21 protein-coding genes, 1 pseudogene and 1 other annotated feature are annotated in these 22,744 nt (G+C 59.7%); of the genes and pseudogenes, 7 read left to right on the top strand and 15 right to left on the bottom strand.

The features are described 5' to 3' along the window. Window positions 1–15: 15 nt before the first annotated feature. From ACSBQV_RS04935 to ACSBQV_RS04925, 3 genes are read right to left on the bottom strand one after another with little or no spacing between them, the layout of a single operon-like run. Window positions 16–1,524, bottom strand: a complete 1,509-nt coding sequence (locus tag ACSBQV_RS04935) for a sugar ABC transporter ATP-binding protein (RefSeq protein WP_415640503.1) — start codon at window positions 1,522–1,524, stop codon at window positions 16–18. Next, window positions 1,518–3,035, bottom strand: coding sequence for a xylulokinase (gene xylB / locus ACSBQV_RS04930; protein ID WP_099785839.1), 1,518 nt, complete (start codon window positions 3,033–3,035; stop codon window positions 1,518–1,520). The genes ACSBQV_RS04935 and xylB overlap by 7 nt, the downstream gene beginning before the upstream one ends. Window positions 3,036–3,039: 4 nt before the next feature. Continuing rightward, on the bottom strand, window positions 3,040–4,074 hold the full coding sequence (locus ACSBQV_RS04925; RefSeq protein ID WP_099785837.1) for an NAD(P)-dependent alcohol dehydrogenase: 1,035 nt from the start codon (window positions 4,072–4,074) through the stop codon (window positions 3,040–3,042). A 228-nt stretch (window positions 4,075–4,302) separates the two neighbouring features. On the opposite strand from ACSBQV_RS04925, the gene ACSBQV_RS04920 reads away from it, so the two are divergent. Together ACSBQV_RS04920 and ACSBQV_RS04915 are read left to right on the top strand one after the other, a co-directional pair. Beyond that, a complete protein-coding gene (locus ACSBQV_RS04920; protein WP_033643287.1) occupies window positions 4,303–4,857 on the top strand; it encodes a D-lyxose/D-mannose family sugar isomerase in 555 nt (184 codons plus the stop codon). 71 nt (window positions 4,858–4,928) lie between these two features. Continuing rightward, a complete protein-coding gene (locus tag ACSBQV_RS04915; protein WP_099818249.1) occupies window positions 4,929–5,930 on the top strand; it encodes a LacI family DNA-binding transcriptional regulator in 1,002 nt (333 codons plus the stop codon). A 37-nt stretch (window positions 5,931–5,967) separates the two neighbouring features. Here ACSBQV_RS04915 and ACSBQV_RS04910 read toward each other — a convergent pair whose 3' ends face one another. After that, on the bottom strand, window positions 5,968–6,915 hold the full coding sequence (locus ACSBQV_RS04910; RefSeq protein WP_099785833.1) for a DMT family transporter: 948 nt from the start codon (window positions 6,913–6,915) through the stop codon (window positions 5,968–5,970). A 91-nt stretch (window positions 6,916–7,006) separates the two neighbouring features. On the opposite strand from ACSBQV_RS04910, the gene ACSBQV_RS04905 reads away from it, so the two are divergent. Next, the gene (locus tag ACSBQV_RS04905; RefSeq protein ID WP_099785831.1) at window positions 7,007–7,861 is read left to right on the top strand and encodes a LysR family transcriptional regulator; all 855 of its coding nucleotides are present in this window, start codon (window positions 7,007–7,009) and stop codon (window positions 7,859–7,861) included. 109 nt (window positions 7,862–7,970) lie between these two features. Here ACSBQV_RS04905 and ACSBQV_RS04900 read toward each other — a convergent pair whose 3' ends face one another. Further along, window positions 7,971–8,267 carry a YciI family protein gene (locus tag ACSBQV_RS04900; RefSeq protein WP_099785829.1) on the bottom strand — a complete coding sequence of 99 codons (297 nt, stop codon included), beginning with the start codon at window positions 8,265–8,267 and terminating at the stop codon, window positions 7,971–7,973. A 176-nt stretch (window positions 8,268–8,443) separates the two neighbouring features. Between ACSBQV_RS04900 and ACSBQV_RS04895 the strand changes: the two genes are divergently transcribed. Together ACSBQV_RS04895 and tonB are read left to right on the top strand one after the other, a co-directional pair. Further along, window positions 8,444–9,097: an epoxyqueuosine reductase QueH gene (locus ACSBQV_RS04895; RefSeq protein WP_033643282.1), complete on the top strand. Its 654-nt coding sequence runs from the start codon at window positions 8,444–8,446 to the stop codon at window positions 9,095–9,097. Between the two features lie 235 nt (window positions 9,098–9,332). Further along, the gene (gene tonB, locus ACSBQV_RS04890) at window positions 9,333–10,076 is read left to right on the top strand and encodes a TonB system transport protein TonB (RefSeq protein WP_033643281.1); all 744 of its coding nucleotides are present in this window, start codon (window positions 9,333–9,335) and stop codon (window positions 10,074–10,076) included. 69 nt (window positions 10,077–10,145) lie between these two features. On the opposite strand, the gene yciA is transcribed toward tonB, so the two are convergent. Both yciA and ACSBQV_RS04880 read right to left on the bottom strand, forming a co-directional pair. Then, window positions 10,146–10,574 carry an acyl-CoA thioester hydrolase YciA gene (gene yciA, locus ACSBQV_RS04885; RefSeq protein WP_004932085.1) on the bottom strand — a complete coding sequence of 143 codons (429 nt, stop codon included), beginning with the start codon at window positions 10,572–10,574 and terminating at the stop codon, window positions 10,146–10,148. 116 nt (window positions 10,575–10,690) lie between these two features. Next, window positions 10,691–11,230, bottom strand: coding sequence for a septation protein A (locus ACSBQV_RS04880; protein ID WP_046898932.1), 540 nt, complete (start codon window positions 11,228–11,230; stop codon window positions 10,691–10,693). A 221-nt stretch (window positions 11,231–11,451) separates the two neighbouring features. Here ACSBQV_RS04880 and ACSBQV_RS04875 point away from each other — a divergent pair, with 221 nt between their 5' ends. Next, on the top strand, window positions 11,452–13,155 hold the full coding sequence (locus ACSBQV_RS04875; protein WP_033643279.1) for a SulP family inorganic anion transporter: 1,704 nt from the start codon (window positions 11,452–11,454) through the stop codon (window positions 13,153–13,155). 50 nt (window positions 13,156–13,205) lie between these two features. Here ACSBQV_RS04875 and ACSBQV_RS04870 read toward each other — a convergent pair whose 3' ends face one another. Then, window positions 13,206–13,958: a YciC family protein gene (locus tag ACSBQV_RS04870; protein WP_099818251.1), complete on the bottom strand. Its 753-nt coding sequence runs from the start codon at window positions 13,956–13,958 to the stop codon at window positions 13,206–13,208. A gap of 34 nt (window positions 13,959–13,992) precedes the next feature. Next, a complete protein-coding gene (locus tag ACSBQV_RS04865) occupies window positions 13,993–14,433 on the bottom strand; it encodes a YkgJ family cysteine cluster protein (protein ID WP_033643277.1) in 441 nt (146 codons plus the stop codon). Between the two features lie 286 nt (window positions 14,434–14,719). Here ACSBQV_RS04865 and ompW point away from each other — a divergent pair, with 286 nt between their 5' ends. After that, the gene (ompW, locus tag ACSBQV_RS04860; protein ID WP_099785823.1) at window positions 14,720–15,352 is read left to right on the top strand and encodes an outer membrane protein OmpW; all 633 of its coding nucleotides are present in this window, start codon (window positions 14,720–14,722) and stop codon (window positions 15,350–15,352) included. A 44-nt stretch (window positions 15,353–15,396) separates the two neighbouring features. Here ompW and ACSBQV_RS04855 read toward each other — a convergent pair whose 3' ends face one another. From ACSBQV_RS04855 to ACSBQV_RS04830, 6 genes and pseudogenes are all read right to left on the bottom strand, one after another. Continuing rightward, the gene (locus ACSBQV_RS04855) at window positions 15,397–15,711 is read right to left on the bottom strand and encodes a BON domain-containing protein (protein WP_016927515.1); all 315 of its coding nucleotides are present in this window, start codon (window positions 15,709–15,711) and stop codon (window positions 15,397–15,399) included. Window positions 15,712–15,929: 218 nt separating this feature from the next. Beyond that, on the bottom strand, window positions 15,930–16,736 hold the full coding sequence (trpA, locus tag ACSBQV_RS04850; RefSeq protein ID WP_099785819.1) for a tryptophan synthase subunit alpha: 807 nt from the start codon (window positions 16,734–16,736) through the stop codon (window positions 15,930–15,932). Beyond that, window positions 16,736–17,941, bottom strand: a complete 1,206-nt coding sequence (gene trpB / locus ACSBQV_RS04845; RefSeq protein WP_170852993.1) for a tryptophan synthase subunit beta — start codon at window positions 17,939–17,941, stop codon at window positions 16,736–16,738. Before trpB ends, trpA begins: the two co-directional genes overlap by 1 nt. A 26-nt stretch (window positions 17,942–17,967) precedes the next feature. Continuing rightward, the gene (gene trpCF / locus ACSBQV_RS04840; RefSeq protein WP_099786184.1) at window positions 17,968–19,329 is read right to left on the bottom strand and encodes a bifunctional indole-3-glycerol-phosphate synthase TrpC/phosphoribosylanthranilate isomerase TrpF; all 1,362 of its coding nucleotides are present in this window, start codon (window positions 19,327–19,329) and stop codon (window positions 17,968–17,970) included. A gap of 3 nt (window positions 19,330–19,332) precedes the next feature. Then, window positions 19,333–20,929, bottom strand: a pseudogene (trpD, locus tag ACSBQV_RS04835) (bifunctional anthranilate synthase glutamate amidotransferase component TrpG/anthranilate phosphoribosyltransferase TrpD). Next, the gene (locus ACSBQV_RS04830; RefSeq protein ID WP_033643270.1) at window positions 20,929–22,491 is read right to left on the bottom strand and encodes an anthranilate synthase component 1; all 1,563 of its coding nucleotides are present in this window, start codon (window positions 22,489–22,491) and stop codon (window positions 20,929–20,931) included. Before ACSBQV_RS04830 ends, trpD begins: the two are co-directional and overlap by 1 nt. A gap of 24 nt (window positions 22,492–22,515) precedes the next feature. Continuing rightward, window positions 22,516–22,622: a sequence feature (Trp leader region), on the bottom strand. Window positions 22,623–22,744 lie beyond the last annotated feature (122 nt).

Here is a 22,744-nt window from a genome sequence, read left to right as displayed (position 1 = left end):
TTTTTTCTCTCTCTGTTAAACCGCAAGTTTCATCAGTGCTGCCTGGCTCGCATCGGCCGCCGAAAGCTCGCCGGCCAACTGCCCGTCACGAAACACCAGGATGCGATCGCTCATGCCGATAATTTCAGAAAGCTCGGAGGAAACCATGATGATTCCCTTGTTTTGCAAGGCGAACTCCGACATAAATCGGTAGATCTCTTTCTTGGCGCCGACGTCGATACCGCGCGTCGGCTCGTCGAGCAACAACACCTCCGGATCCAGCAGCGCCCAGCGGCCCAGCACCACTTTTTGCTGGTTGCCGCCGCTCAGGTTGCCCACGGGCTGTTCGCCATCGTGGGTTTTAACGTTGAAGCGCTGGATCATGTCGCGGGTTCGCGCTTGCTCCCGTTTTTCGCTGACGAACCCCATTCGGCTTATGCCGGCAAAAGAGGCGATATTGATGTTTTCACTGACGGAACGGCACAGCACCAGGCCGGTTTCCTTGCGATCTTCCGTCACGTAGGCAATGCCGCTGTCGATGGCCTCTCGCGGGGAATGGCGGTTAAGCGTCTTGTCGCCCAAGCGGATCGTGCCGCTGTCGGCATGCTGAATGCCGAAGATAAGATCGAGAAACTCGCTGCGGCCCGATCCCACCAGGCCGTAGATGCCCAGGATCTCACCGTGCTTAAGCTGCAGGCTGATATCCTTTATCTTGCTGCGCCAACACAGGCCGTTGACCTCCAGCAAGACCTCTTCGCCGGGTTGATTGAACTTGGCGAACTCGCTGTCGTACTCGCCGCCGATAATGTGTTCGATCAACTGCTCGCGAGTAATGTCGGCGATATAGCCCTCATGGATATAGGCGCCGTCGCGGAAAATGGTGTAGCTGTCCGCGATTTGGAATATCTCTGACAAACGGTGGGAGACGTAGATAATGCCTTTACCTTTCGCCGCCAGTTGCTGAAGCGTCTGAAAGATTTTTTGCGCATCCTCTTCGCCAATCGCCGAGGTGGGTTCATCCATGATGATGATGTCGGCATTGGCATGCGACAGCGCTTTGGCGATCTCGACCAGTTGCTGCTCGGCGACGCTCAGGTTGCGCATTTTTTCTCGGGCGTCGATCTTGAAATCAAGTTCCTTGAGCAGACGGGTGGTGCGTTGGTTGAGCGTCGCAAAGTCGACGAAACCCAGGCGTCTCGGCTCGCGGCCCAGCCAAATGTTTTCGGCCACCGTCAGGTCCGGGATCGCGCTCAGCTCCTGCTGCACGATGGCGATGCCGGCATTGAGGGCTTCCCGGGGATGATGAAATTCACAGCGTTGGCCATTGATAAAAATGTCGCCGCCATCGGGTTGAATAAAGCCCATCAGAATGCTGAGAAAGGTGGATTTCCCCGCGCCGTTGCCGCCGCACAGGGCATGGATGGATCCGCGCCGCAGGCAAAACTCGGCGTTCTTGAGCGCCACGACCGGGCCAAAGGCTTTCCTGACGCCGCTGACTTCCAGCAGGTAGGCAGGGGCTTGCGTCTGGGGATCTCGCGTCACGATTGAACCTCCGGGTATGTCCGCTGCAAACGCTGCAGGTACCGTTGATAAAGCGTCTCGTATTGCGTTTGCCTGTCGGCGTTTGGCATCGTGCGCGTGGCTTCATCCAGGGAAACGAAGCGTTGGCACAGTTCAGCCAAGAGCCCGGCGGCGTTCTGGTGCGGGCGATCGGCCAACGACGTCGCCCACATCGCTTGAATGGCGCCGCCCAGCGCGGCGGTCTCTTTGACGTTCAGGCAGACCACCGGGCACCCCATCACGTCCGCGACGATTTGTCGCCAGGCGACGCTGCGGGCGCCGCCGCCGGTGAGGCGGATCTCGCGCGTTTCGATGCCTTGGCGACGAAACAGCTCGATGCCATAGCGCAGGCCGTAGGTGGCGCTTTCAACCACCGCCAGGCAGAGATTGGCGCGAGTAAAATTGTCGCTATCGAGGTTATGCAGGCTGGCGCGCGCGTGGGGAAGCGGGGGAACGCGTTCGCCGTTGAAGAACGGCAGCATCTCGACGCCGCCGGCACCCGGCGCCGCCTGCGCCAATAAGCGGTTAAAGCCGTCAAGATCTTCGTCCAGCAGCGTCTGCATGGCCGTGGTGGCCGAGGTGACATTCATGGTGCATATCAAGGGCAGCCACCCGTTGGTGCTGGAGCAGAAACCGGCAATCATGTCGGATTCCGCCACGACGGGCGCGGCGGACCAGGCGAATAGCGTGCCGGAGGTGCCCAGGCTTAGGGTAACGGTGCCGGCCTCGATGTTGCCGGAACCGATGGCCGCCATCATGTTGTCGCCGCCGCCGGTCGAGACCCGAACTGCCGGGCCGAGGCCGAGCTTTTCCGCCGCGAAGGGGCGCACCGTGCCGATGCAGCATTCCGCGCTTTTGAGCGGCGGCAGGGCATGCCATAAACGGCCGCTGTCATCGATAAGATTGACGGCGGCTTGACTCCAGCTACGGCCGCGCACATCGAACAGCCCGGTGCCGGAAGCATCGCCATATTCCGCTACACGCTCCCCGGTCAGCCAGAAGTTCAAATAATCATGCGGCAGCAGCACGGTGTGCAGTTTTGCCCAGAGCGCCGGATGGTGCGTCTTGAACCAAAGGATTTTTGACGCGGTATAACCGGTGGCGACCCGCAGGCCGAGCTTGTCCAGCGAGCCCTTGGCGCCGCCGAGCCGCTGCAGCAGCAGTTCGTTTTCCTCCGCGGTTTCGGTATCGCACCACAGCTTGACGCTGTGCAGCACGTTGCCATCTGCGTCCAGCGGCACAAATCCATGCTGTTGGCCCGAGACCCCGAGAGCGTTAATTTCCCCGGCATCAATACCGGCGTTAGTCACGGCTTGGTGAAACGCGGTGACCAACGCCTCAATCCACCAGTCGGCCTCTTGTTCGCGCCGGCCATTGGCTTGGCTGATGAGGCGGTGAGGGGCGCTACCCTCACCGAGGATCACGCCCTGTGTGCTGTCGACAATCACGACTTTCGTGCCTTGCGTACCGCAGTCTATGCCAGCATAGAGCGCCATAGGATCACTCCATTTCCAGCATGATTTTGATGTCCGAGGCATGTCCGGCCGCCGCGCGCTCGAAGGCGGCCACGCTGTCGGAGAATTTGTAGGTTTGGCTTATCAACGGTTGGACGCGCAATTTGCCGCTGCTCAACAGCCGCAGCGTGCGCGGATACATGTTGGCGTAGCGGAAAATGGTCTTGAAGGTGATTTCCTTGGCCTGCGCGGCGACGATATCCATCGGCGCGGCGTCGATCGGCATGCCGACCAGCACGGCGGTCGCCCCTGGCGCCGCATGTTCGGCCAGCGTAGCGATAGCCGGTTTTGCGCCGCTGCATTCAAACACGATATCGACGCCGTTGCCGCTGGTGAGCGCAGCCACTTTCCCCGCCAGGTCGCCGGTTTTGATATTGACGGCGTGCAGCCCTTCATAGCTGGCCGCCACGGCGAGTTTCTCGTCAAACAGGTCGCAGATAATGACGTCCGAGCAGCCGCCCGCCAGCGCCGCGAGGGCGGTGACCACGCCGATCGGCCCAGCGCCGATCACCAGCGCGATATCGCCGGGTTTGATCCCGGCTTTGGTGGCCGCTTGCATGCCGATGGCCAGGGGTTCAACCATGGCGCCTTCAGCGAAACTGACGTTGTCCGGCAGTTTGAACGTGAATGCGGCGGGGTGGATGACGGTTTCGCGCAAACAGCCGTGCACCGGCGGCGTCGCCCAGAAGCGAACGGCGGGGTCCAGGTTGTAAATCCCGGCGCGCGTCTGCGCCGAGTTGAGGTCGGGAATGCCGGGCTCCATGCAAACGCGATCGCCGACGCTGAGGTGAGTGACGTTTTCACCTGTCGCGAGCACCACGCCGGCGGCCTCATGGCCGAGCACCATCGGGGCTTTGACCACAAACGGGCCAATGCGGCCATGCTGGTAATAGTGCACATCGCTGCCGCAGATGCCCACGGAATGAATTTTTATCTGTACATCGTTGGGCCCCAGCGTTTCGGCCAGTTGGACGTCCTCGATAGCGATTTCCCCCGCTTTGGCCAGCACTAATGCTTTCATATTGCCTCCTGGTGAATCATTTTTATGGTAACGGTATCATTTCAATGCGGCGATAGTGAGCTAATGCGGGTGGTTAAACTGTGATCAATGTTGGAATTACTCGACGAGAGTTAATTTTGCTGGCGGGTTGTTATTCAATATAGCGATGGTGGTCACAAAATCGGCGTGGCAATGACGGTTTTAATATCGGCCTGTTGATATCGATACCGTTACTATGCCGGGGGAATGATGAACAAACAACAAAGCGCCAGAGCCGCTACGCTGGAGTATTTGCGCCAGGCGGACATTATCTTGACCGAAGAAGAACAGCAACGCATTGAAATTGCGACGTTTGGTCTGGCCGACTATCCCGCGTCCGGGTTGCAGCTGCTGACCTACGTCAACTCACCTCGGTATTGCGCGAAAGAGCTGGTGCTGTTTCCTGGGCAGACTTGCCCGGAACATTTACACCCTCCCTTTGCCGGCACGCCCGGCAAGCAAGAGACGTTCCGTTGCCGTTGGGGAGAGGTGTTTTTGTTTGTCGATGATGAAAATCTGACGCCCAACGATCGCGGCGGCCAACCGGTATGCCGGGTGCCAGAGGGCGCGGAGCAGTGGTATACCTGTCATCGCTATATCCTCTTGCGGCCGGGGGAACAATACACCATTGCGCCCAATACCCGTCACTGGTTTCAGGCGGGGAAGCAGGGCGCGGTGGTGTCCGAGTTCTCTTCCGAGAGCCGTGATGAGCTGGATATTTTTACCGATCCGCGAATTAACCGTCTTGCCGGCGTAAACCATTAGCGCCAAGAACAAAGTTCTGTCATGATGCCGGGAATGATACAAAATGATATCTTCAAGCTAAGGAGCTGCATTTGGCCGTGGGTCGAGGACGGAAAGCGACGCTGGCTAGCGTCGCCGCACAGGCGAACGTCAGCAAAATAACCGCTTCGCGGGCATTTTCACAGCCGGACAAGGTCCATCCGGAAACGTTGAGGAGAATTCGGGAGACCGCCGCCGAACTCGGTTACGTGGTCAATGCCGCGGCGCGCAATCTGCGGGCGAAAAGCAGCAGAACCATTGGCATCGTCAACCCCGACATGGCCAACCCATTCTTTGGCGGCCTGACGCGCCTGATGACGCTTGAAGCGCAAAAGATGGGGTACGACACGCTTGTGTTCGACTCCTATGAGTCTCAGGAAAGCGAAGACAGGATCATCGACAAACTCATTGGCTACAACGTCGATGCGATCATTCTCTCGGTCATTTCCAACGATCATCTGTACCGGCCTTCCTACCTCAAACGTCTGGAAACGCTCAATATACCGGTGGTGTTGATCGATCGGGAATTGGAGAGTCACCACTGCAGCGGGGTGTATATTGATAATCTGGATTGCGGCCTCCAGGCGGGGCGTTGGCTTCTGGAACAGCAGGCGCAGCGGGTGGTGGTGATCTCCGGGCCGGAGAATTCCAACGTTGCGCGTGACAGGGTCACTGGCTTGCAGGCGGCATTGCAAGGGAAGGTGGCTTCGCTCGACGTGCGGTATGCCGATTTCTTTATGGATATCGCCTGGCAAGAGACGAGCCGCTGGCTAGCCAATAACCCCGCCCCCGATTTTTTCGTCGGCTGCAATAACCAGATCTCGCTGGGCATCATCAAGGCCTGTATCGAACATCGGTTGCCGTTGATGCAGGACGTGTCGCTGTTCAGCATCGATGAGGTTTCACATGCCGAAATCTACGGTTTCCATTTCCCCTGCGTGTCACACGACTTGCAAGAGATCGCCTGGCAAGCGTTGAATCTGGCGATCCGCCGTATTGCCGATCCCGAGATAAAACCGGGCAAGGTGGTGGTACGGGGAAAACTCGTCGTGTAACGGTGCCGGCAACGTGTAGCCGACATCTCCGTCAACCTTATCTGCCATTATTCACAATCCGGCCCCTCATCGGGGGGCGGATAAGCAGCCACAAGCCGCTCCCCGCCGTTGCTGCGCCCAGCAGCATGGGCCAGGAAAGGGGCTCATCGAACATTAACCATGCCCAGCAGAAGGTGACGAAGGGGCTGAGGAACAGCAGGCTCGTCACACGCAATGCAGAGGTATGCCTAAGGCAGAACCAATACAAACCGTAACCGGCCAGGGTGGCCAAAAGCGCGGTCCAAAGCACGCCGATAACCAACCCTGTCGTCATGGTTGGCAGCAGCGGGCTCTCTGCGCCTGCCAGTGGGGCAAAAGCCAGCGCTGAAATCGCGCTTTGTATCCCCAACCTGGCGGGCAGGCTCACCGCTTGCGCCTGTGGCAGCCGTTGCTGCCACAGCGTCGCCAGTGCCAGTGACAGCATTCCCGCCAGCGGCAACAGGTAGCTCCACAATGGCGCACTTCCCCAGGAAATAGCACCGCCCGTCGCCAATATCACCCCGAGAGAGCCTAATGCCAGGCCGAGCCAGACGCGGCCATCGGGCAGCCGGCGTAGAAACAGCATGTTCAAGAGTGCGGTGCCGAGAGGGAGCAAATCGGCGATGAGCGCGGCCAACCCGGTCGGCACGCCGTACTCGATGCCTTTACTGACGCCGGTCAGGTATCCGGTCATGGCAAGCAGCCCGATCCCGGCATGAGCGGCTACCGACTGCGGCGAGGAGCGCCTGATGGCGCGAAGGCTAAACGGCATCAGCAGTAAAGCGACCACGACACAGCGCCAGAACGCCACCAGCAACACCGGCGCGTAATCGGCGGCGAAACGGATGCCGACAAAGCCCGAGCTCCAGGCGACGATCAGCAGGACTTCCGCGGCCGGCAACCAGACGGCGGCTTTGTCGCCCACCTTATCGCGGCAGGAAGGTGGACGAAATTCTGACAGGGGCATGGTGATCTTCTCCTTTTTCCCCAAGGGTAGTGAGCCGCTATAATTTAATAAATCGAATAATTTTCGTTCAGTTGTTTAATGGAGTTAAACCATGCTGCCAACCCTGGACATTAATCTTTTGCGCACTTTTCACGCTATCGCCCGTTTGGGGCAATTTCGTGCGGCGGCGGCCTTTGTTCATCGCAGCCCAGCCGCGGTGAGCGTTCATATTCAGCGTCTGGAACAGGTCGTGGGCGGCCGCTTGCTGGAGCGCGACAATCAGTCCGTCGTGTTGACGCCCTTAGGCGACAAACTGCTGGCCTCGACGCTCGGGCTGTTGAATGCCCACGACGATATTCTGCGTGAGCTGCAGGGCGCACCGCTGAGTGGGCACATCAAGCTGGGAGTGCCTGATGAATACGCATCACATGTCATGCGCGATGTGCTGCCGGCGTTTGCCACCCGTTTTCCTGCGGTGATGCTGGAGGTTTCTACGGCCGCCAGCCAGGCTTTGGTTGAACAGATCGGGCGCAACCGGCTACAGCTGGCGTTGGTGGTGCTGCCGATGGGGGGACTGCGTCAGATGCCGCTTGCGGTGACTGCGCCGGTTTGGGTTGGCGGCCGCCGGTTGGCGCTGGATATGGCCCAACCGATACCATTGGCGTTGCATGCCGCCGATTGCCCTTACCGAGAGGCTATGATCGATGCATTGAGCGGGGCGGGAAGGCATTGGCGAGTGGTTGTGAGTAGCCCATCGGCCAGCGTGGTGGCTGCCGCCGTCGAGGCAGGATTGGCCGTCACGCTGCTCGACCGCGCACGCGTGACGGCGGCGATGCGGATCCTCGACGAATTGCCGTCGGTCGCTCCGCACGAAGTGCAGCTGCTGCGCTCTGCCGCTGCCGCCGGTCAATCGGCGATGGCGATGCTGGAAAGCGTTATCGGTGAGTATTTCCGGGGCGGAACATGAATATCGACCGCGCGGGGAAGACGACCCGAGCGCGACGGTCAAGCAGAGGTGTGGCTAGCGCCGGAAACGCCGTATAGCGGGGCGTTCCCGGTATTCGGAGGGCTGGAGATCAGAACACCTGCTTGAACGGCTTCACCGTCACGTCGGCGTAGACGCCGGCGGCGACGTACGGATCCTGCTGCGCCCAGGCCTGGGCTTCCGCCAGTGAGGCGAACTCGGCGATCACCGTTGAACCGGTGAAGCCGGCGGCGCCGGGATCGTTGCTGTCGATGGCCGGGTTGGGGCCGGCGACCACCAGACGGCCGGCGTCACGCAGCGCCTGCAGGCGCGCCAGATGTGCCGGGCGCACCGCCAGACGGTTTTCCAGCGAGTGGGAGACGTCTTGCGCGTAGATCAGATAAAGCATATTTCACCTGTAAAATCATGGCTATAAAACGGTGCTACCAAGGTAGCGCAAAAGGCGCGGCAGGGGAACGGCGCGCGGTGAATTTATGGGAGGGATTGGCGCTTATGCCTTGAAGCCGCTACTTTTTATTCGTATAGTGCGGCGCGCTTAAACAGATATGCCATTGAGGTGAGGACATGACGGAACTGGTAAGGGAAAAACTCGATTTGCCTGCGGGCAAAAGCAAACTGCTGCTGCATTCTTGCTGTGCGCCCTGTTCCGGCGAGGTGATGGAAGCGATCCAAGCGTCCGGCATCGAGTACGCTATTTTCTTCTATAACCCCAACATTCACCCGCAAAAAGAGTATTTGCTGCGTAAGGAAGAGAACATCCGTTTCGCCGAAAAGCACGGGGTGCCGATCATCGATGCCGATTATGACACCGACAACTGGTTCGAACGCGCCAAGGGCATGGAACATGAGCCGGAGCGCGGCATTCGCTGCACCATGTGCTTCGACATGCGTTTTGAGCGCACGGCGCTGTATGCGCATGAGCACGGTTACGACACCATCTCCAGCTCGCTCGGCATCTCGCGCTGGAAGAACATGCAGCAGATTACCGACTGCGGCATTCGGGCGGCGGAAAAGTATCCCGATCTGGTGTATTGGGATTACAACTGGCGCAAGAAGGGCGGCGCGGCCCGCATGATAGAGATCAGCAAGCGCGAACGCTTCTATCAGCAGGAATACTGCGGCTGCGTCTATTCGCTGCGCGACACCAACCTGCATCGCAAAGCGCAAGGGCGGCCGCTGATTAAACTGGGCGTGCTCTACTATGGTGATGAAGAATAACGCTTAATCACCGCAATCCACCCGCTACGGCGGGTTTTTTATTTTTTAGCGCCGTCTGAACGTTAATGAAGCGTGTTGATTCGGCGGTAAAAAAGCAACGTTCAGGTTAATATCCTTATGAGTTTGCTGGTTTTCGCCGCGGAGACTGACGATTAAAGCGATAGTTTGCCTTTCGTTATTGAATATGATTGCTATTTGCATTTAAACTTGGCGAACCAGAGGAAACAGAATCATTATGCCGCTAAAAAAGATGTTCCTTAATCGCCGTATATCCGTGCCTTTCGTCTTGTCCGTAGGCCTGCACAGCGCCCTGGTGGCGGGACTGCTTTACGCTTCGGTAAAAGAAGTGGTTGAGCTGCCAAAGCCTGAAGAGGCGCCGATCAGCGTCATGATGGTCAACACCGCCGCGATGGCTGAACCGCCGCCGCCTGCTCCGGCGGAACCGGAGCCGCCGCAGGTGGAACCTGAGCCGGAACCTGAACCAGAACCTATTGTGGAGCCGCCGCCGAAGGCGATTGTGAAACCGGAGCCGGTCAAGCCGAAACCGAAGCCCAAGCCAAAGCCGAAGGTAGAAAAACCGGTGAAACCGGAGCCGAAGAAGGTCGAGCCGCGCGAGCCTTCGCCGTTCAATAACGACTCGCCGGCCAAACCGATCGATAAAGCGCCGGTGAAACAAGCGCCCGCCGCGCCGGTACAGGGCAACTCGCGCGAGGTCGGGCCAAAACCGATCAGCCGTGCGGAACCGATTTATCCGCCGCGCGCCAGAGCCTTGCAGATCGAAGGCAACGTGCGGGTGCAGTTCGATGTCGACAGCGATGGCCGCGTGACCAACGTGCGCATCTTGTCGGCTGAGCCGCGCAACATGTTCGAGCGAGAAGTGAAACAGGCGCTGCGCAAATGGCGGTATCAAGCCAAAGAAGCGAAGGATCTTATCGTCAATATTCGTTTCAAGCTGAACGGCACCACCGAAATGAACTGATTTCGGTTTGCGCCAAGAAAAAAAGGTCGCCTCGGCGACCCTTTTTGCATTTGCGGCGCAGCCGCAGGCTTACTCTTCGAAGCCGACGCGGAAATTCATTTTACCCTCAGGCAGCGCGCGCGAGTTGCCTTCCGCATCGACCGCCACGTAGGTGAACACCGCTTCGGTCGCCCGGTAGCGCTGGCCGATTGGGGCGGAGGAGACTTTCTTTACCCACACTTCGATATTGATGGTGATCGAGCTGCGCCCGGTGCGGATGCAGTGCGCATAGCAGCAAACCACGTCGCCTACCGCCACCGGTTTCAGGAAGGTCATGCCGTCTACGCGTACCGTCACTACGCGCCCCTCGGCGATCTCTTTTGCCTGGATGGCGCCGCCGATGTCCATTTGCGACATCAGCCAGCCGCCGAAAATATCGCCGTTGGCATTGGTATCGGCCGGCATCGCCAGCGTGCGCAGCACCAGCTCGCCGCTGGGTAAAGGTCGTTGTTGTGTCATAGCAGTCTGCTTTTAAAAGGAAGGGATAACATCATACTGCCCGCGGCAAATGCCGCAGGCATTAACAATTTTGTAACTATTTTGTTTCTTCTGCCGGTACGTGCCGGTATTTGTAACTATTTTTTCTGTTCTGCCGGCATGTGCCGGTAAATATAGATGCCGCTGAGCAGGGTGAATACCAGCGTCAGCACCGTCAGGCCAAAGACTTTGAAATTGACCCAGACGCTTTGCGGCAGCCAGAAGGCGACATAGATGTTCGCCAGGCCGCAGGCCAGGAAGAAGAAGGCCCAGGCCAGGTTGAGGTTGCTCCACACTTTGTCCGGCAGCGTCAGCTCTTTGCCCAGCATGCGCTGAACCAGCGGCTTTTTGAGCACCCACTGGCTGATCAGCAGCGCCAGCGCGAACAGCGCGTAAATCACCGTCACTTTCCACTTGATGAATAAATCGTTGTGGAACACCAGCGTCAGGGTGCCGAACACCAGCACCATCAGGAAGGTGATCAGCGTCATCTTCTCGACCTTGCGGTATTTCACCCAGGTGAACACCAGCGCCAGCGCGGTGGCGACGATCAATGCACCGGAAGCGACGTAAATGTCGTACAGCTTGTAAAAAGCGAAAAAGACAATTAACGGGAGGAAATCAAGAAACTGCTTCATAAATCAATCCATCATCTGTTCGTCGGCCGACTATACCGGATTCGGCGAGTTCTGTGTACCGCCGGGCGCTGCCGATTATCGGCGTTTGGCCGGCGGATTTCTGCCGCGAAAGCAGGAATTTGCATAAACTTACGCAAGAAAGCACGGGCGCATTGCCAGCGCTGGCCGCAGATCGCATAGTAAGTGCCATAATAACCAGATAATTTACCGCGGAAAACAGCATGCAGTGGAAATCTCTCCAGGCCCTGACGCCTGGTTTGACGCATTTATTGGGCTATCAACGCAGTTGGCTCAAACCGGATATGCGCGCCGGTCTTTCCGTCGCCGCCGTCGCCTTGCCGGTGGCCATCGCCTATGCCGAACTGGCCGGGGTTAGCCCGGTGGTGGGGCTTTATTCCTGTATCTTGCCGATGGTGGCCTATGCGCTGTTCGGTTCGTCACGCCAGCTGATCGTCGGGCCCGATGCCGCCACCTGTGCGGTGATCGCCGCGGTGGTGACGCCGCTGGCGGCGGGCAATATGGAACGCCATTGGCAGTTGACCATCATGATGACCGCGATGATGGGCGGCTGGTGCCTGTTGGCCAGCCGGTTCAAGCTGGGGGCGCTGGCGGATCTGCTGTCGCGGCCGATCCTCAGCGGGCTGCTGAACGGCGTGGCGCTGACCATCATCGTCGATCAGATCGGCAAGGTGTTGGGGTTCACGGTGCGCCCGGCGCAGCTGATCGAGCGCATCTACGCGCTGCCGGCCAACCTGTTGCACAGCGACTGGCTGACGATGGCGGTGTCCTTGCTGACGCTGGTGACGCTGCTCGGATTTAAAAAATGGCGGCCTAACTGGCCGGCGCCGCTGTTCGCCATCGTGCTGGCGGCGTTCGTCACCTGGGCGGGCGGATTGCAGCAGTATGGCGTGGTGACGGTGGGCGGTTTCAGCGGCGTGTTACCGATCGTCCAGTGGCCGGACTTTCAGCCCGGGCTGCTGCGCGACATGGTGATCCCGGCGCTCAACCTGGCGGTCGTGAGCTTTGTCAGCATGATGCTGACCGCCCGCAGTTTCGCGGCCAAAAACGGCTATGAGGTTAACGCTGACGCTGAGTTTCGCGCGCTGGGGATGGTGAATATCGTCTCCGCATTGTCGCAAGGCTTCGCCATCAGCGGGGCGGATTCGCGCACCGCGGTGAATGACGCCAACGGCGGCAAGAGCCAGCTCGTGTCGATCATCGCCGCCGCGGTGATCGCTTTCGTCTTGCTGTTCCTGATGGCGCCGCTGCAGTTTATTCCGGTGGCGGGATTGGGCGTGGTGCTGATGTATGCGGCCTGGTCGCTGCTGGATTTTCGCGGCATCTGGATCTTGCGCCGCCGCAACGCGCAGGCTTTCCGCCTGGCGATATTTACCTTCCTCAGCGTCTTGTTGGTCGGGGTGATCAGCGGCATCGGGCTGGCGGTGTTGCTGGGGCTGATGCAGTTTCTGCACACCGTCTTTCGGCCGACGGAACAGCTGCTGGGCGTTAACGACGAAGGCATGATCCATTCTATGGGCAACAACAATGGGGTGAAGGCGGTGCCCGGCGTCATGATGTATCGCTTCAATTCGCCGCTGACCTACTTCAACGTGGCCTACTTCAAACGCCGCATTCTCAATTTGGTCGACAGTACGCCATTCCAGCCGCGCTGGGTGGTGGTGGACGCGGTGGCCAGCTTTACCCATGCCGATATCAGCGTGCTGGCGGCCATCGACGAACTGAAACGCGATCTGTTGCAGCGTAACGTCAAACTGGTGCTGGCCGGGCGCCGCACTGAACTGACGCGCTGGTTCCGCATCAATCGGTTGGGGCGGGACAAGGAGCTGATTTTGGTGCCGGATCTCTATCTGGCGCTAAAGCTGATTCAGAGTAAGGAACAGGCGGAAGCCGCCGCGGTGGGGTAAACAAAAAGGGGCGCGCCGAAGCGTGCCCCTGGGCATTTGTTGCGCCGGCGTCAGCCGCGCAGCAGCATATACAAACGGAACAGATAGATCAGCAGCAGGGCGGAGACCAGGTTGCTTAACGCGGTCAGCACGACGCTGGCCACGTTCGGCGTCAGCACTGACAGATTGCTCACTAAAAACAGCACCAGCAGCTTGGCCGCCAACCACAGCATCATCGCCGGCACAATCACGCGCGCATTGGCGAAGGCCAATTTGCTGCTCAGCTTGAGCGAAGCGAAGACGCCTTTCTTGTCGACGGAGGCGATCACCGGCGCCAACGCGAAGGCGATAGCCATGATCACGCCCGGCACCACGAACAGCGTCAGGCCGAGCTGGATCAGCAAGGTGCAGATAAACAGCAGCAGCAGCAGGCGCGGCAGATCGGGCGCCGAGGCGCCGAGCGCGCGCAGGGCGCTGGTGCGTTGCCCCTGAGACACCAGACGGATCAACGTCAGCATCCCACCGACCAGCAGCACGTTGCCGACCAGCGCGGAGAACGTGGCGGCGGCCGACACTTTCAGCAACACCATCTGCTGTTCCGGCGTCATCTGCTGGATCACGTCCTGAATGCCCATGCCGGTCGACGACGCGAAATCGCTGGTGGAGGCGGCCAGCGTCGCCAACTGTTCGGCATCGGGGCTGAAAGCTTGGTTCAGCAGCACCGAGATAAACGCTGTCAACAGCGCCAGCATCAGGATGCTGGCCAGTTGATTGCGTAAAAAGTTAAAACTGTCACGGTACAAAGCGTTGGCCGTGATAGGCATGCAGACTCCTTGGCGTCGAGAAAACAGAGATAAATCAGTGGGTGATTGTACCCTGTTCCACGCCGCTGTGGCACCCCGCGAATTGCACTACGTCTATTTCTTCAACGATCGTCGTCTCTGGCAACGACAGCGGCAAGGGCACCGGCAAGGGGGGCAGGCCGTAGCGTTCGCGAGCGCGATCGCAGGCTTCGTTGCGCAGGCCGTTTTCACCGGACTGATCGAACTCTCTGCACGGGCTGGGCCGATTAAGATAAATCGAGCACGACACGGCTTTGCCAATCTCGCCGTCCAGCGCGGTGCAGCGCGGAGACTTGCTGTTGGTCCCCTGCATGCAGCGCAGGAACGGGGTCAGAGGCTCCGTCAGGGAAAGGGGAACGGTGCCGCCGCCGTCTTCGGCTTCGGCCCAATAGAATGACACTCGAAAATAACCGCAGCATGCGCCGCAGCTGACACAGGGATTAAGGATTTCGCTCATCTTGATTGCCCGCCGACTCCTCACGGCACCAACCAAAACCAACACGGAAGATGAAATTACCTCAGCCACATTTTTTTCCGCAACTGAAATTTGAACATGTAGATAATTTGCAACAAAATCGTTTTTTTGATGCAGATCAATCCTTGATTTATTAAGCGGTTAGGTAACCTTGTTTTTGGTGGGATTTTAAAATTTTACACATAAGATGTGATCTCGATGGGATCACAAATACCCGAAAGTAGGTATATTCCCCTTCGAGAGATTAACCACACAAATGGAATGGATAATGAAAAAGACAACTCTGGTGGTATTGGCGACGATGATGGCGCCTATGTTGGCAAGTGCGCATCAGGCCGGTGATTTCCTGTTCCGTGCGGGCACCGCGACGGTGCGTCCAAATGCGGGCTCGGACAACGTATTGGGTTTGGGATCGCTGGATGCGAAAAACAATACCCAGCTCGGTTTGACCTTCGGTTATATGGTGACGGACAACATCGGCGTTGAGTTGTTGGCCGCGACACCGTTCCGCCACAAGGTTACCCTGGGCGGCACCGATCTGGCGACCGTTCATCAACTGCCGCCTACACTGATGGCACAATACTACTTCGGCGACAAGCAGGACAAACTGCGTCCTTATCTGGGCGTCGGCGTTAACTACACCACTTTCTTCGACGAGAAGTTCAACGACTACGGCAAAAGCGCCGGGTTGAGCAACCTCGATCTGAAAGACTCCTGGGGCGTGGCGGCGCAGGCCGGTCTGGATTACAACCTGGATGAGCACTGGATGCTGAACATGTCGGTGTGGTGGATGAACATCGAAACCAAAACGCGTTTCAACGACGCGAGCGGTGGGCACCACAGCTTCGATACGCGATTGGATCCGTGGGTGTTTATGTTTGGGGCGGGTTACCGCTTCTGATGAAGGCCGCAAACAGGGAGGCATTGCGCCTCCCTGTGTCGGTATTATTTAACCTGCATGACGTTTTCAACAGATTTCACGCCGGCCACGCCGCGTGTGACCTGCACCGCACGGTTGGCGTCATCGCTTGACGTCACGAAGCCGCTCAACTGCACGCGTCCTTTAAAGGTTTCCACGCTGATTTCGCGCGACTTGATGTTTTTATCCGCCAGCAGCGCCGATTTCACTTTGGTGGTGACCACGGTGTCATCGATATAACCGCCTGTTCCCTCTGATTTCGCCGTCGGTGCGCAAGCGCTCACCGCGACCGCCACAACGGCTGCCATGCACAAGGCCGAAAGGGTTTTAAACAGCTTCATAAATTACTCTCCATGCAATGTTATGGTTGAAATTCGATGCGGTTTTTTCGCCGCAGCGAGCGCATTCCCCAAATCAAACGAAGAAATGCATAGCGAACAATGTTTATTGTGAGACAAGACGCGGGTTTGTTCAAATTTTTGCTGTAAATAAATAGAACAAACTTTGAGGGGAAACAAGCTGTTAAGGCGAGCGCCGGCAAGGCGCTCGCCGAAGGGGATCACGCGCGGGTCGCGTGCTTCATCGCGCTAACGAAGGCCGCCAGCTTGGTCAGCATTTCCGCCGGGTTGGCATGGTGCCGTTCGATGATTTTGACGATTGCCGATCCGGAGATGGCGCCGGCGGCGCCGGCCTGCAGCGCAGCCTTCACCTGCTCGGGCTCGGAGATGCCGAAGCCCTGCAGCGGAGGCGCGGCGTGATACTCGCGCAGCGTGTTCACCAGGTGATGCAGCGGCAACTGCGCCCGGCTTTCGGTGCCGGTGACGCCGGAACGCGACAGCAGATAGGTGTAGCCGCGACCGTGTGAAGCGATCTCACGCAGCAGATCGTCGTCGGCGTTCGGCGGGCAAATGAAGATGGGCGCGATACCGTGGCGCACGGCCGCGGCGCGGAACGGCGCCGATTCTTCAAACGGCACGTCGGCGACCAGCACCGAATCCACGCCCACTTCCGCACAGCGTTGGTAAAAAGCATCGATGCCCTTATGGAACACCAAATTGGCGTACATCAGCAGGCCGATGGGAATGGTCGGGTGCTTCTTACGAATGGCCGCCAGCAGCTCGAAACACTGGGTCGGCGTAACGCCGGCGGCGAAGGCACGCAGCGTCGCGCTCTGGATGGTTGGGCCATCCGCCAACGGGTCGGAGAAGGGGATACCCAGTTCCAGCGCGTCCGCGCCGGCTTCGATCAGGGTGTCGATAATCTGCAGCGACAGCGCCGGATTAGGATCGCCCAGCGTCACGAACGGGACGAAGGCGCCTTCCTTGCTGCTTTCCAGACGCGTGAACAGTTGCTGATAACGTTCCATCAGATTTCTCCCCGTGCTTTCAAAATGTCGTGAACGGTAAATATGTCTTTGTCGCCGCGGCCGGATAGGTTGACCACCAGGATTTGCTCTTTTTGCGGCGTTTCACGGATCATTTTCAGCGCGTGCGCCAGGGCGTGTGAAGATTCCAGCGCAGGGATGATGCCTTCATGGCGCGACAGCGCTTTGAACGCCTCCAACGCTTCGTCGTCGGTGATCGACACGTATTCGGCGCGGCCGGTGCTGTTCAGGTAGGCGTGCTGCGGCCCGACGGACGGGAAGTCCAGCCCGGCGGAGATTGAATAGGATTCTTCAATCTGGCCTTCGGCGGTCTGCATCATCGGCGCCTTCATGCCGAAATAGATGCCGACGTGGCCATGCTTGAGCGGCGCGCCGTGTTGACCGGTTTCGATGCCCAGACCGGCGGGTTCCACGCCGATCAGCCCAACGTCGGCGTCATCGATAAAATCGGCGAACATGCCGATGGCGTTGGAGCCGCCGCCGACGCAGGCGATGACCGCATCCGGCAGGCGGCCTTCGCGCTCCAGCACCTGCGCTTTGGTCTCTTCGCCAATCATGCGCTGGAATTCACGCACGATGGTGGGGTACGGGTGCGGGCCGGCCGCGGTGCCGAGCATATAGTGCGCAGTTTCATAGCTGCCGGACCAGTCGCGCAACGCTTCGTTGCAGGCGTCTTTCAGGGTGGCGGAGCCGCTGTGCACCGGGATCACTTCCGCGCCCATCAGCCGCATGCGGAACACGTTCGGCGACTGGCGCTCAACGTCTTTGGCGCCCATATAGATACGGCATTTCAGGCCGAGCAGCGCGCAGGCCAGCGCCGAAGCGACGCCGTGTTGGCCGGCGCCGGTTTCCGCGATGATCTCGGTTTTGCCCATGCGCTTGGCCAGCAGGGCCTGGCCCAGCACCTGGTTGGTCTTGTGCGCGCCGCCGTGCAGCAGATCTTCCCGCTTCAGATAGAGCTTGGTGTTGCTGCCGGCGGTGAGATTTTTGCACAGCGTCAGCGCCGTAGGGCGGCCCGCGTAGTTCTTCAACAGATCGATGAATTCCGCCTGAAACGCCGGATCGCGCTGAGCGCTGACAAAGGCTTCTTCGAGTTGTTTCAGGGCCGGCATCAGAATTTGCGGCACGTATTGACCACCAAATTCGCCGAAGTAGGGGTTAAGCAGCGTCATGAGAGTTCCCGTCATTATCCGTTATTAATGTAGAGCCGTATTCAGTAAGCGCGCAGGGTTTGGAAGACCGAGGCCAGGCGCGCGGGATCCTTGATGCCCGGTTCGCTTTCCACGCCGGAATTGAAGTCCAGACCGGCGCAGCCGAGCTTGGCCGCTTCGACGCAGTTGTCGGCGCGCAGACCGCCCGCCAGCATAACGTTGGTCAGATCTTCGCCTTGCAATACCGACCAGTCGAAGCGTTGGCCGGTGCCGCCTGCGCCGTTGTCCAGCAGATAGCGATCGACATGCTGCAGATCGCGCGCCGGCACCCGTTCTTTCACGCTCAGCGCTTTCCAGATGCGGCAATCGGCCGGCAAGCGGGCGCGCAGGGCGCTGATATAGGCCTGGTCCTCCGCGCCGTGCAGTTGCACCGCCTGCAGACCGAGGCGCTCCACGGTCAGCGCCACGGTATCGAGCTGGGCGTCGCAGAAGACGCCGACGTACTTCAGCGGCGCGCCGGAAATGACTTCGCGGGCGCGGACGATATCCACATAGCGCGGCGAGCGGCCGACGAAAATCAATCCGCCGTAGATGGCGCCGGCCTGATACGCGGCGGCGGCGTCCTGTGGGCGAGTCAGGCCGCACACTTTATTGTCGCCCAGGATCACACGGCGCACGGCGGCGCGCAGATCGGGTTCCGACATCAGCGCGCTGCCGATCAGGAAACCGTTGGCGTAGTGGCTGAGCTCGCGGATCTGCCCGTAGTTGTTGATGCCCGACTCGCTGATCACCGTCACCCCATGCGGCACGCGCGGCGCCAACTGCCGGGTGCGGCCCAGATCGATGCTCAGATCGCGCAGATCGCGGTTATTGATGCCGACCACGCGGGCTTCCAGCGCGATCGCCCGCTGCAGCTCTTCTTCACTGATCACTTCGGTCAGCACGCCCATATTGAGGCTGTGGGCCACCGCCGCCAGCTGGCGGTATTGTTCGTCGGTCAACACCGACAGCATCAGCAGGATAGCGTCGGCCTGGTAGTAGCGTGCCAGGTAAATCTGATACGGGTCGATGATAAAGTCTTTGCACAACACCGGTTGGCTGACGGTTTTGCTCACCAGCGGCAGGAAATCAAAGCTGCCCTGGAAGTATTTCTCGTCGGTCAGCACCGAGATCGCCGAGGCGAAATCTTTATAGACCGTGGCGATCTCCACCGGATCAAAGTTTTCGCGAATCAGCCCCTTGGAAGGCGAGGCCTTCTTGCATTCGAGAATGAAAGCCGTACGGGTGCCCTGCAGCGCGTGGTAGAAGCTGCGTTCGCTCGGTACGATGTCATTCTGAAAGCCGGCCAGGGGCTGTTGCTGTTGTCGCGCCGCGATCCATTGCGCTTTGTCGCGGACAATCTTGTGTAGCACGGTTTCCTGCATCATTTATCCTCTTGCCGCCAGTGCGATGACACGCTCATAGGCCTGCCCGCTGTTGATCATATCCAGTGCCTGCCGCGCATTTTGGCGCAGGTCTTCATGTCCGAATAACTTCAGAAGCAACGCGACGTTGGCCGCGACCGCCGCGGCGTGCGCCGGCTCGCCTTTACCTTGTAACAGCCGCGCCAAAATGTCACGGTTTTCTTCCGGCGTGCCGCCCAGCAAGGCCTCCAGCGGATAGGTTTCCAATCCGAAGGACTGCGGCGTGAGCTGATAACTGCAGATTTCGCCGTTGTTCAATTCCGCCACGTGCGTCGGGGCGTGGATCGCCACCTCGTCCATGCCGCCGCCGTGAACCACCGCCGCGCGCTGATAGCCCAGCACGCGCAGGGTTTCGGCGATCGGCAGCACCAGTTCCGGGCTGTAAACGCCGATCAGCGCCAGCGGCGGACGCGCCGGGTTGATCAGCGGGCCCAGCACGTTGAACAGCGTGCGGGTCTTCAACTGCTGGCGTACCGGCATGGCGTGACGGAAGCCGGTGTGGTACTGCGGCGCAAACAGGAAGCACACGCCAAGATCGTCCAACGCCTTGCGCGCCTCTTCCGCCGGCAGATCCAGACGGATACCGAATGCCGCCAGCAGATCCGAAGAGCCGGAGCGGCTGGAGACGCTGCGGTTGCCGTGTTTGGCGATTTTCGCGCCGCACGCCGCCGCCACAAAGGCGCTGGCGGTCGAAATATTGATGCTGTTGGTGCCGTCGCCGCCGGTGCCGACGATATCGGCAAACGGGTAGTCAGGGCGCGGGAACGGTTGAGCATCTTCCAGCAGCGCTTTGGCGGCGCCGGCGATCTCTTCCGGGCGCTCGCCGCGGACTTTCATGCTGATCAATGCCGCCGCCAGTTGGCTCGGCTCCAGTTCGCCGCGCACGATGGCGCTGAACAGCTGTTGGCTTTCCTGCTGGCTCATCGATTCAGCGCGGTACAGTTTCTCAAGGATAGGTTGCATCGTCGTGTTCCTTTTATGACTTCGCCAGCGCCCAGGCCAGGGTCTGCTCAAGCAGGCGCGCGCCATGGGTGGTCAGAATCGATTCCGGGTGGAACTGGAAGCCGCATACGCGGCGGCGATCGTCGCGTACCGCCATCACCATCTCGCCGAACCGGGCGTTGACGGTCAGATCGGCCGGGATGTTGCTGCCGACCAGCGAGTGGTAACGCGCCACCGGCAACGGGTTGGCCATGCCGGCGAACATGCCTTCACCGTCGTGAACGATCGCCGAGGCTTTGCCGTGCAGGATTTCCCCCGCCTGGCCGACCTGGCCGCCATAGGCTTCGACGATCGCCTGGTGGCCGAGGCAGATGCCGATGATCGGCAGCCGGCCGCGCAGGCGTTGCAGTAGTTCCGGCATACAGCCCGCTTCGGAAGGGGCTCCGGGGCCGGGCGACAGCATCAGCACCGGCTGTTCCATCTGCGCCAGACGCTCGATGATTACCTCGGCGGCGATCTGGTTACGGTAAATCACCACCTGGTGGCCGCTGGCGCGCAGCTGATCGACCAGGTTGTAGGTAAAGGAGTCGACGTTGTCGAGCAGCAGGATATCGGCCATCAGAACACCTCCTTGGCATGGTGCGCAGTGGCGATGGCGCGCAGCACGGCACGGGCTTTATTACGGGTTTCGTCGGCTTCCGCCTGCGGGATGGAGTCCAGCACGACGCCGGCGCCGGCCTGCACGGTGGCGATGCCGTCTTCGACGTAGGCTGAGCGAATGACGATGCAGGTATCCAGATCGCCGGTGGCGGTAAAGTAGCCTACTGCGCCGCCGTAGCTGCCGCGGCGCGTGCCTTCGGAGGCGGCGATCAGCTGCATCGCCCGTACTTTTGGCGCGCCGCTCAGGGTGCCCATATTCATGCAGGCCTGGTAGGCGTGCAGCACGTCGAGATCGGCGCGCAGGGTGCCCACCACGCGGGAAACCAGGTGCATGACGAACGAATAGCGATCCACTTTGGTCAGGTCGGCCACGTAGCGGCTGCCGGCCTGGCAGATGCGCGCCAGATCGTTGCGCGCCAGATCGACCAGCATCAGGTGCTCGGCCAGCTCTTTGTGGTCGGTGCGCATTTCCAGCTCGATGCGGCTGTCGAGATCCAGATCCAGTGAACCATCGGCTCGGCGGCCGCGCGGGCGGGTGCCGGCGATCGGGTAGATTTCGATCTGGCGATTGCCCGCGTCGTATTTCAGCGCGCTCTCCGGCGAAGCGCCGAACAGGGTGAACTCGTCATCTTGCATGAAGAACATGTACGGGCTGGGATTGTTGTCTTTCAACGTCTGGTAGGCCGCCAGCGGCGCCGGGCACGGCAGGGAGAAGCGGCGCGACGGCACCACCTGGAAAATCTCGCCGTGACGGATCGCTTCCTGCAGCCCGCTGACCACCGCGCCGTACTCTTCGTCGCTCTGGTTGCAGCTCAGCTGCATGTTTTCCAGCTTTTGATGCGGGATTGGCTGCGGGGTTTGTTTCAATTCGGTCTGCAATTGTGCCAGACGCTGCTGCAGGCGTTGTATTTCACTCGCTTGCTCGCTGAAGACGCTGGCCTGCAATCGGGCGGAACCGCGTTGATGATCCAGCACCAGCAGGGTTTCCGCCAGATAGAAGCAGAAGTCCGGGCAACGTTGATCCTGGCGCAGCGTCGGCAGGTTTTCGAAACCGGCGACCAGATCGTAGGCGAACAGGCCGCCCAGCATCACGGCTTCACGCTCGTCCGCCGGGGAGTCGACCAGGGTCAGCAGCGTGCGCAGCGCGTCGAATACCGACAGGGAGCGCAGGCGCGCGTCTTCGTCCTGCACCTCGTCGATCGCCGGGAAGGTCAGCTCGCGGCCGTTTGGGCGCGCCTGAATGCTGACCTCGGGCGGCAGCGCTTCGTCCAGCAGCGGCAGCAGCGCCGCGCCATTGGCGGTGAGCGCCTGCACGCTGACGGTGTGACCCAGCGCGGTGATGCGCAGCGCGCTGTCGATCACCAGCAAGCTCTGCAGATTCTGTTTACTGTTGATTTCCGCCGATTCCAGCAGCAGGGTGGCCGGCCGGGCGCCGCACAGCTGGTGGAAAAGGGTGGTGGGATCGCCCCGGTAACTGGCCTGCGCCTTCAGTAATGTCAATTGTGGTTTGATGTTCATCATCGGTGGTTCCAGTGAATTCTGTCCATAAAAAAGCCCGCATCAGGTGCGGGCTCAGGAAATCTGCATTGTCAGATGACAGCTATGCGCGATTACACCGCCCGCAACAAGAGGGAGGTAAGCCACCAACCGTGAAGAGAAATGTATGTGTTCATTTGCAGACTCTCTTTGTTAACTCTCATCCGACACGGCCACTGCCGTGAACTTGTGTACTAGTTAACTGGTTCGCGAGGGCAAAGTCAACCCCCTTTTTGTA

This window comes from Serratia sp. B501, from assembly GCF_051172315.1.
Classification (GTDB): Bacteria; Pseudomonadota; Gammaproteobacteria; order Enterobacterales; family Enterobacteriaceae; genus Serratia; species Serratia ureilytica.
This window is presented reverse-complemented; position numbering and strand designations above follow the sequence as displayed.

Excerpts from the sequence above, each read along its gene's own strand:
- ompW (WP_099785823.1), top strand. The coding sequence starts at position 14,720 with ATGAAAAAGACAACTCTGGTGGTATTGGCGACGATGATGGCGCCTATG.
- ACSBQV_RS04895 (WP_033643282.1), top strand. The coding sequence starts at position 8,444 with ATGACGGAACTGGTAAGGGAAAAACTCGATTTGCCTGCGGGCAAAAGC.
- ACSBQV_RS04920 (WP_033643287.1), top strand. The coding sequence starts at position 4,303 with ATGAACAAACAACAAAGCGCCAGAGCCGCTACGCTGGAGTATTTGCGC.
- xylB (WP_099785839.1), bottom strand. The coding sequence starts at position 3,035 with ATGGCGCTCTATGCTGGCATAGACTGCGGTACGCAAGGCACGAAAGTC.
- yciA (WP_004932085.1), bottom strand. The coding sequence starts at position 10,574 with ATGACACAACAACGACCTTTACCCAGCGGCGAGCTGGTGCTGCGCACG.
- ACSBQV_RS04865 (WP_033643277.1), bottom strand. The coding sequence starts at position 14,433 with ATGAGCGAAATCCTTAATCCCTGTGTCAGCTGCGGCGCATGCTGCGGT.
- ACSBQV_RS04880 (WP_046898932.1), bottom strand. The coding sequence starts at position 11,230 with ATGAAGCAGTTTCTTGATTTCCTCCCGTTAATTGTCTTTTTCGCTTTT.
- tonB (WP_033643281.1), top strand. The coding sequence starts at position 9,333 with ATGCCGCTAAAAAAGATGTTCCTTAATCGCCGTATATCCGTGCCTTTC.
- ACSBQV_RS04875 (WP_033643279.1), top strand. The coding sequence starts at position 11,452 with ATGCAGTGGAAATCTCTCCAGGCCCTGACGCCTGGTTTGACGCATTTA.
- trpA (WP_099785819.1), bottom strand. The coding sequence starts at position 16,736 with ATGGAACGTTATCAGCAACTGTTCACGCGTCTGGAAAGCAGCAAGGAA.
- ACSBQV_RS04925 (WP_099785837.1), bottom strand. The coding sequence starts at position 4,074 with ATGAAAGCATTAGTGCTGGCCAAAGCGGGGGAAATCGCTATCGAGGAC.
- ACSBQV_RS04870 (WP_099818251.1), bottom strand. The coding sequence starts at position 13,958 with ATGCCTATCACGGCCAACGCTTTGTACCGTGACAGTTTTAACTTTTTA.
- ACSBQV_RS04855 (WP_016927515.1), bottom strand. The coding sequence starts at position 15,711 with ATGAAGCTGTTTAAAACCCTTTCGGCCTTGTGCATGGCAGCCGTTGTG.
- trpCF (WP_099786184.1), bottom strand. The coding sequence starts at position 19,329 with ATGCAGGAAACCGTGCTACACAAGATTGTCCGCGACAAAGCGCAATGG.
- trpB (WP_170852993.1), bottom strand. The coding sequence starts at position 17,941 with ATGACGGGAACTCTCATGACGCTGCTTAACCCCTACTTCGGCGAATTT.
- ACSBQV_RS04905 (WP_099785831.1), top strand. The coding sequence starts at position 7,007 with ATGCTGCCAACCCTGGACATTAATCTTTTGCGCACTTTTCACGCTATC.
- ACSBQV_RS04900 (WP_099785829.1), bottom strand. The coding sequence starts at position 8,267 with ATGCTTTATCTGATCTACGCGCAAGACGTCTCCCACTCGCTGGAAAAC.
- ACSBQV_RS04910 (WP_099785833.1), bottom strand. The coding sequence starts at position 6,915 with ATGCCCCTGTCAGAATTTCGTCCACCTTCCTGCCGCGATAAGGTGGGC.
- ACSBQV_RS04830 (WP_033643270.1), bottom strand. The coding sequence starts at position 22,491 with ATGATGAACATCAAACCACAATTGACATTACTGAAGGCGCAGGCCAGT.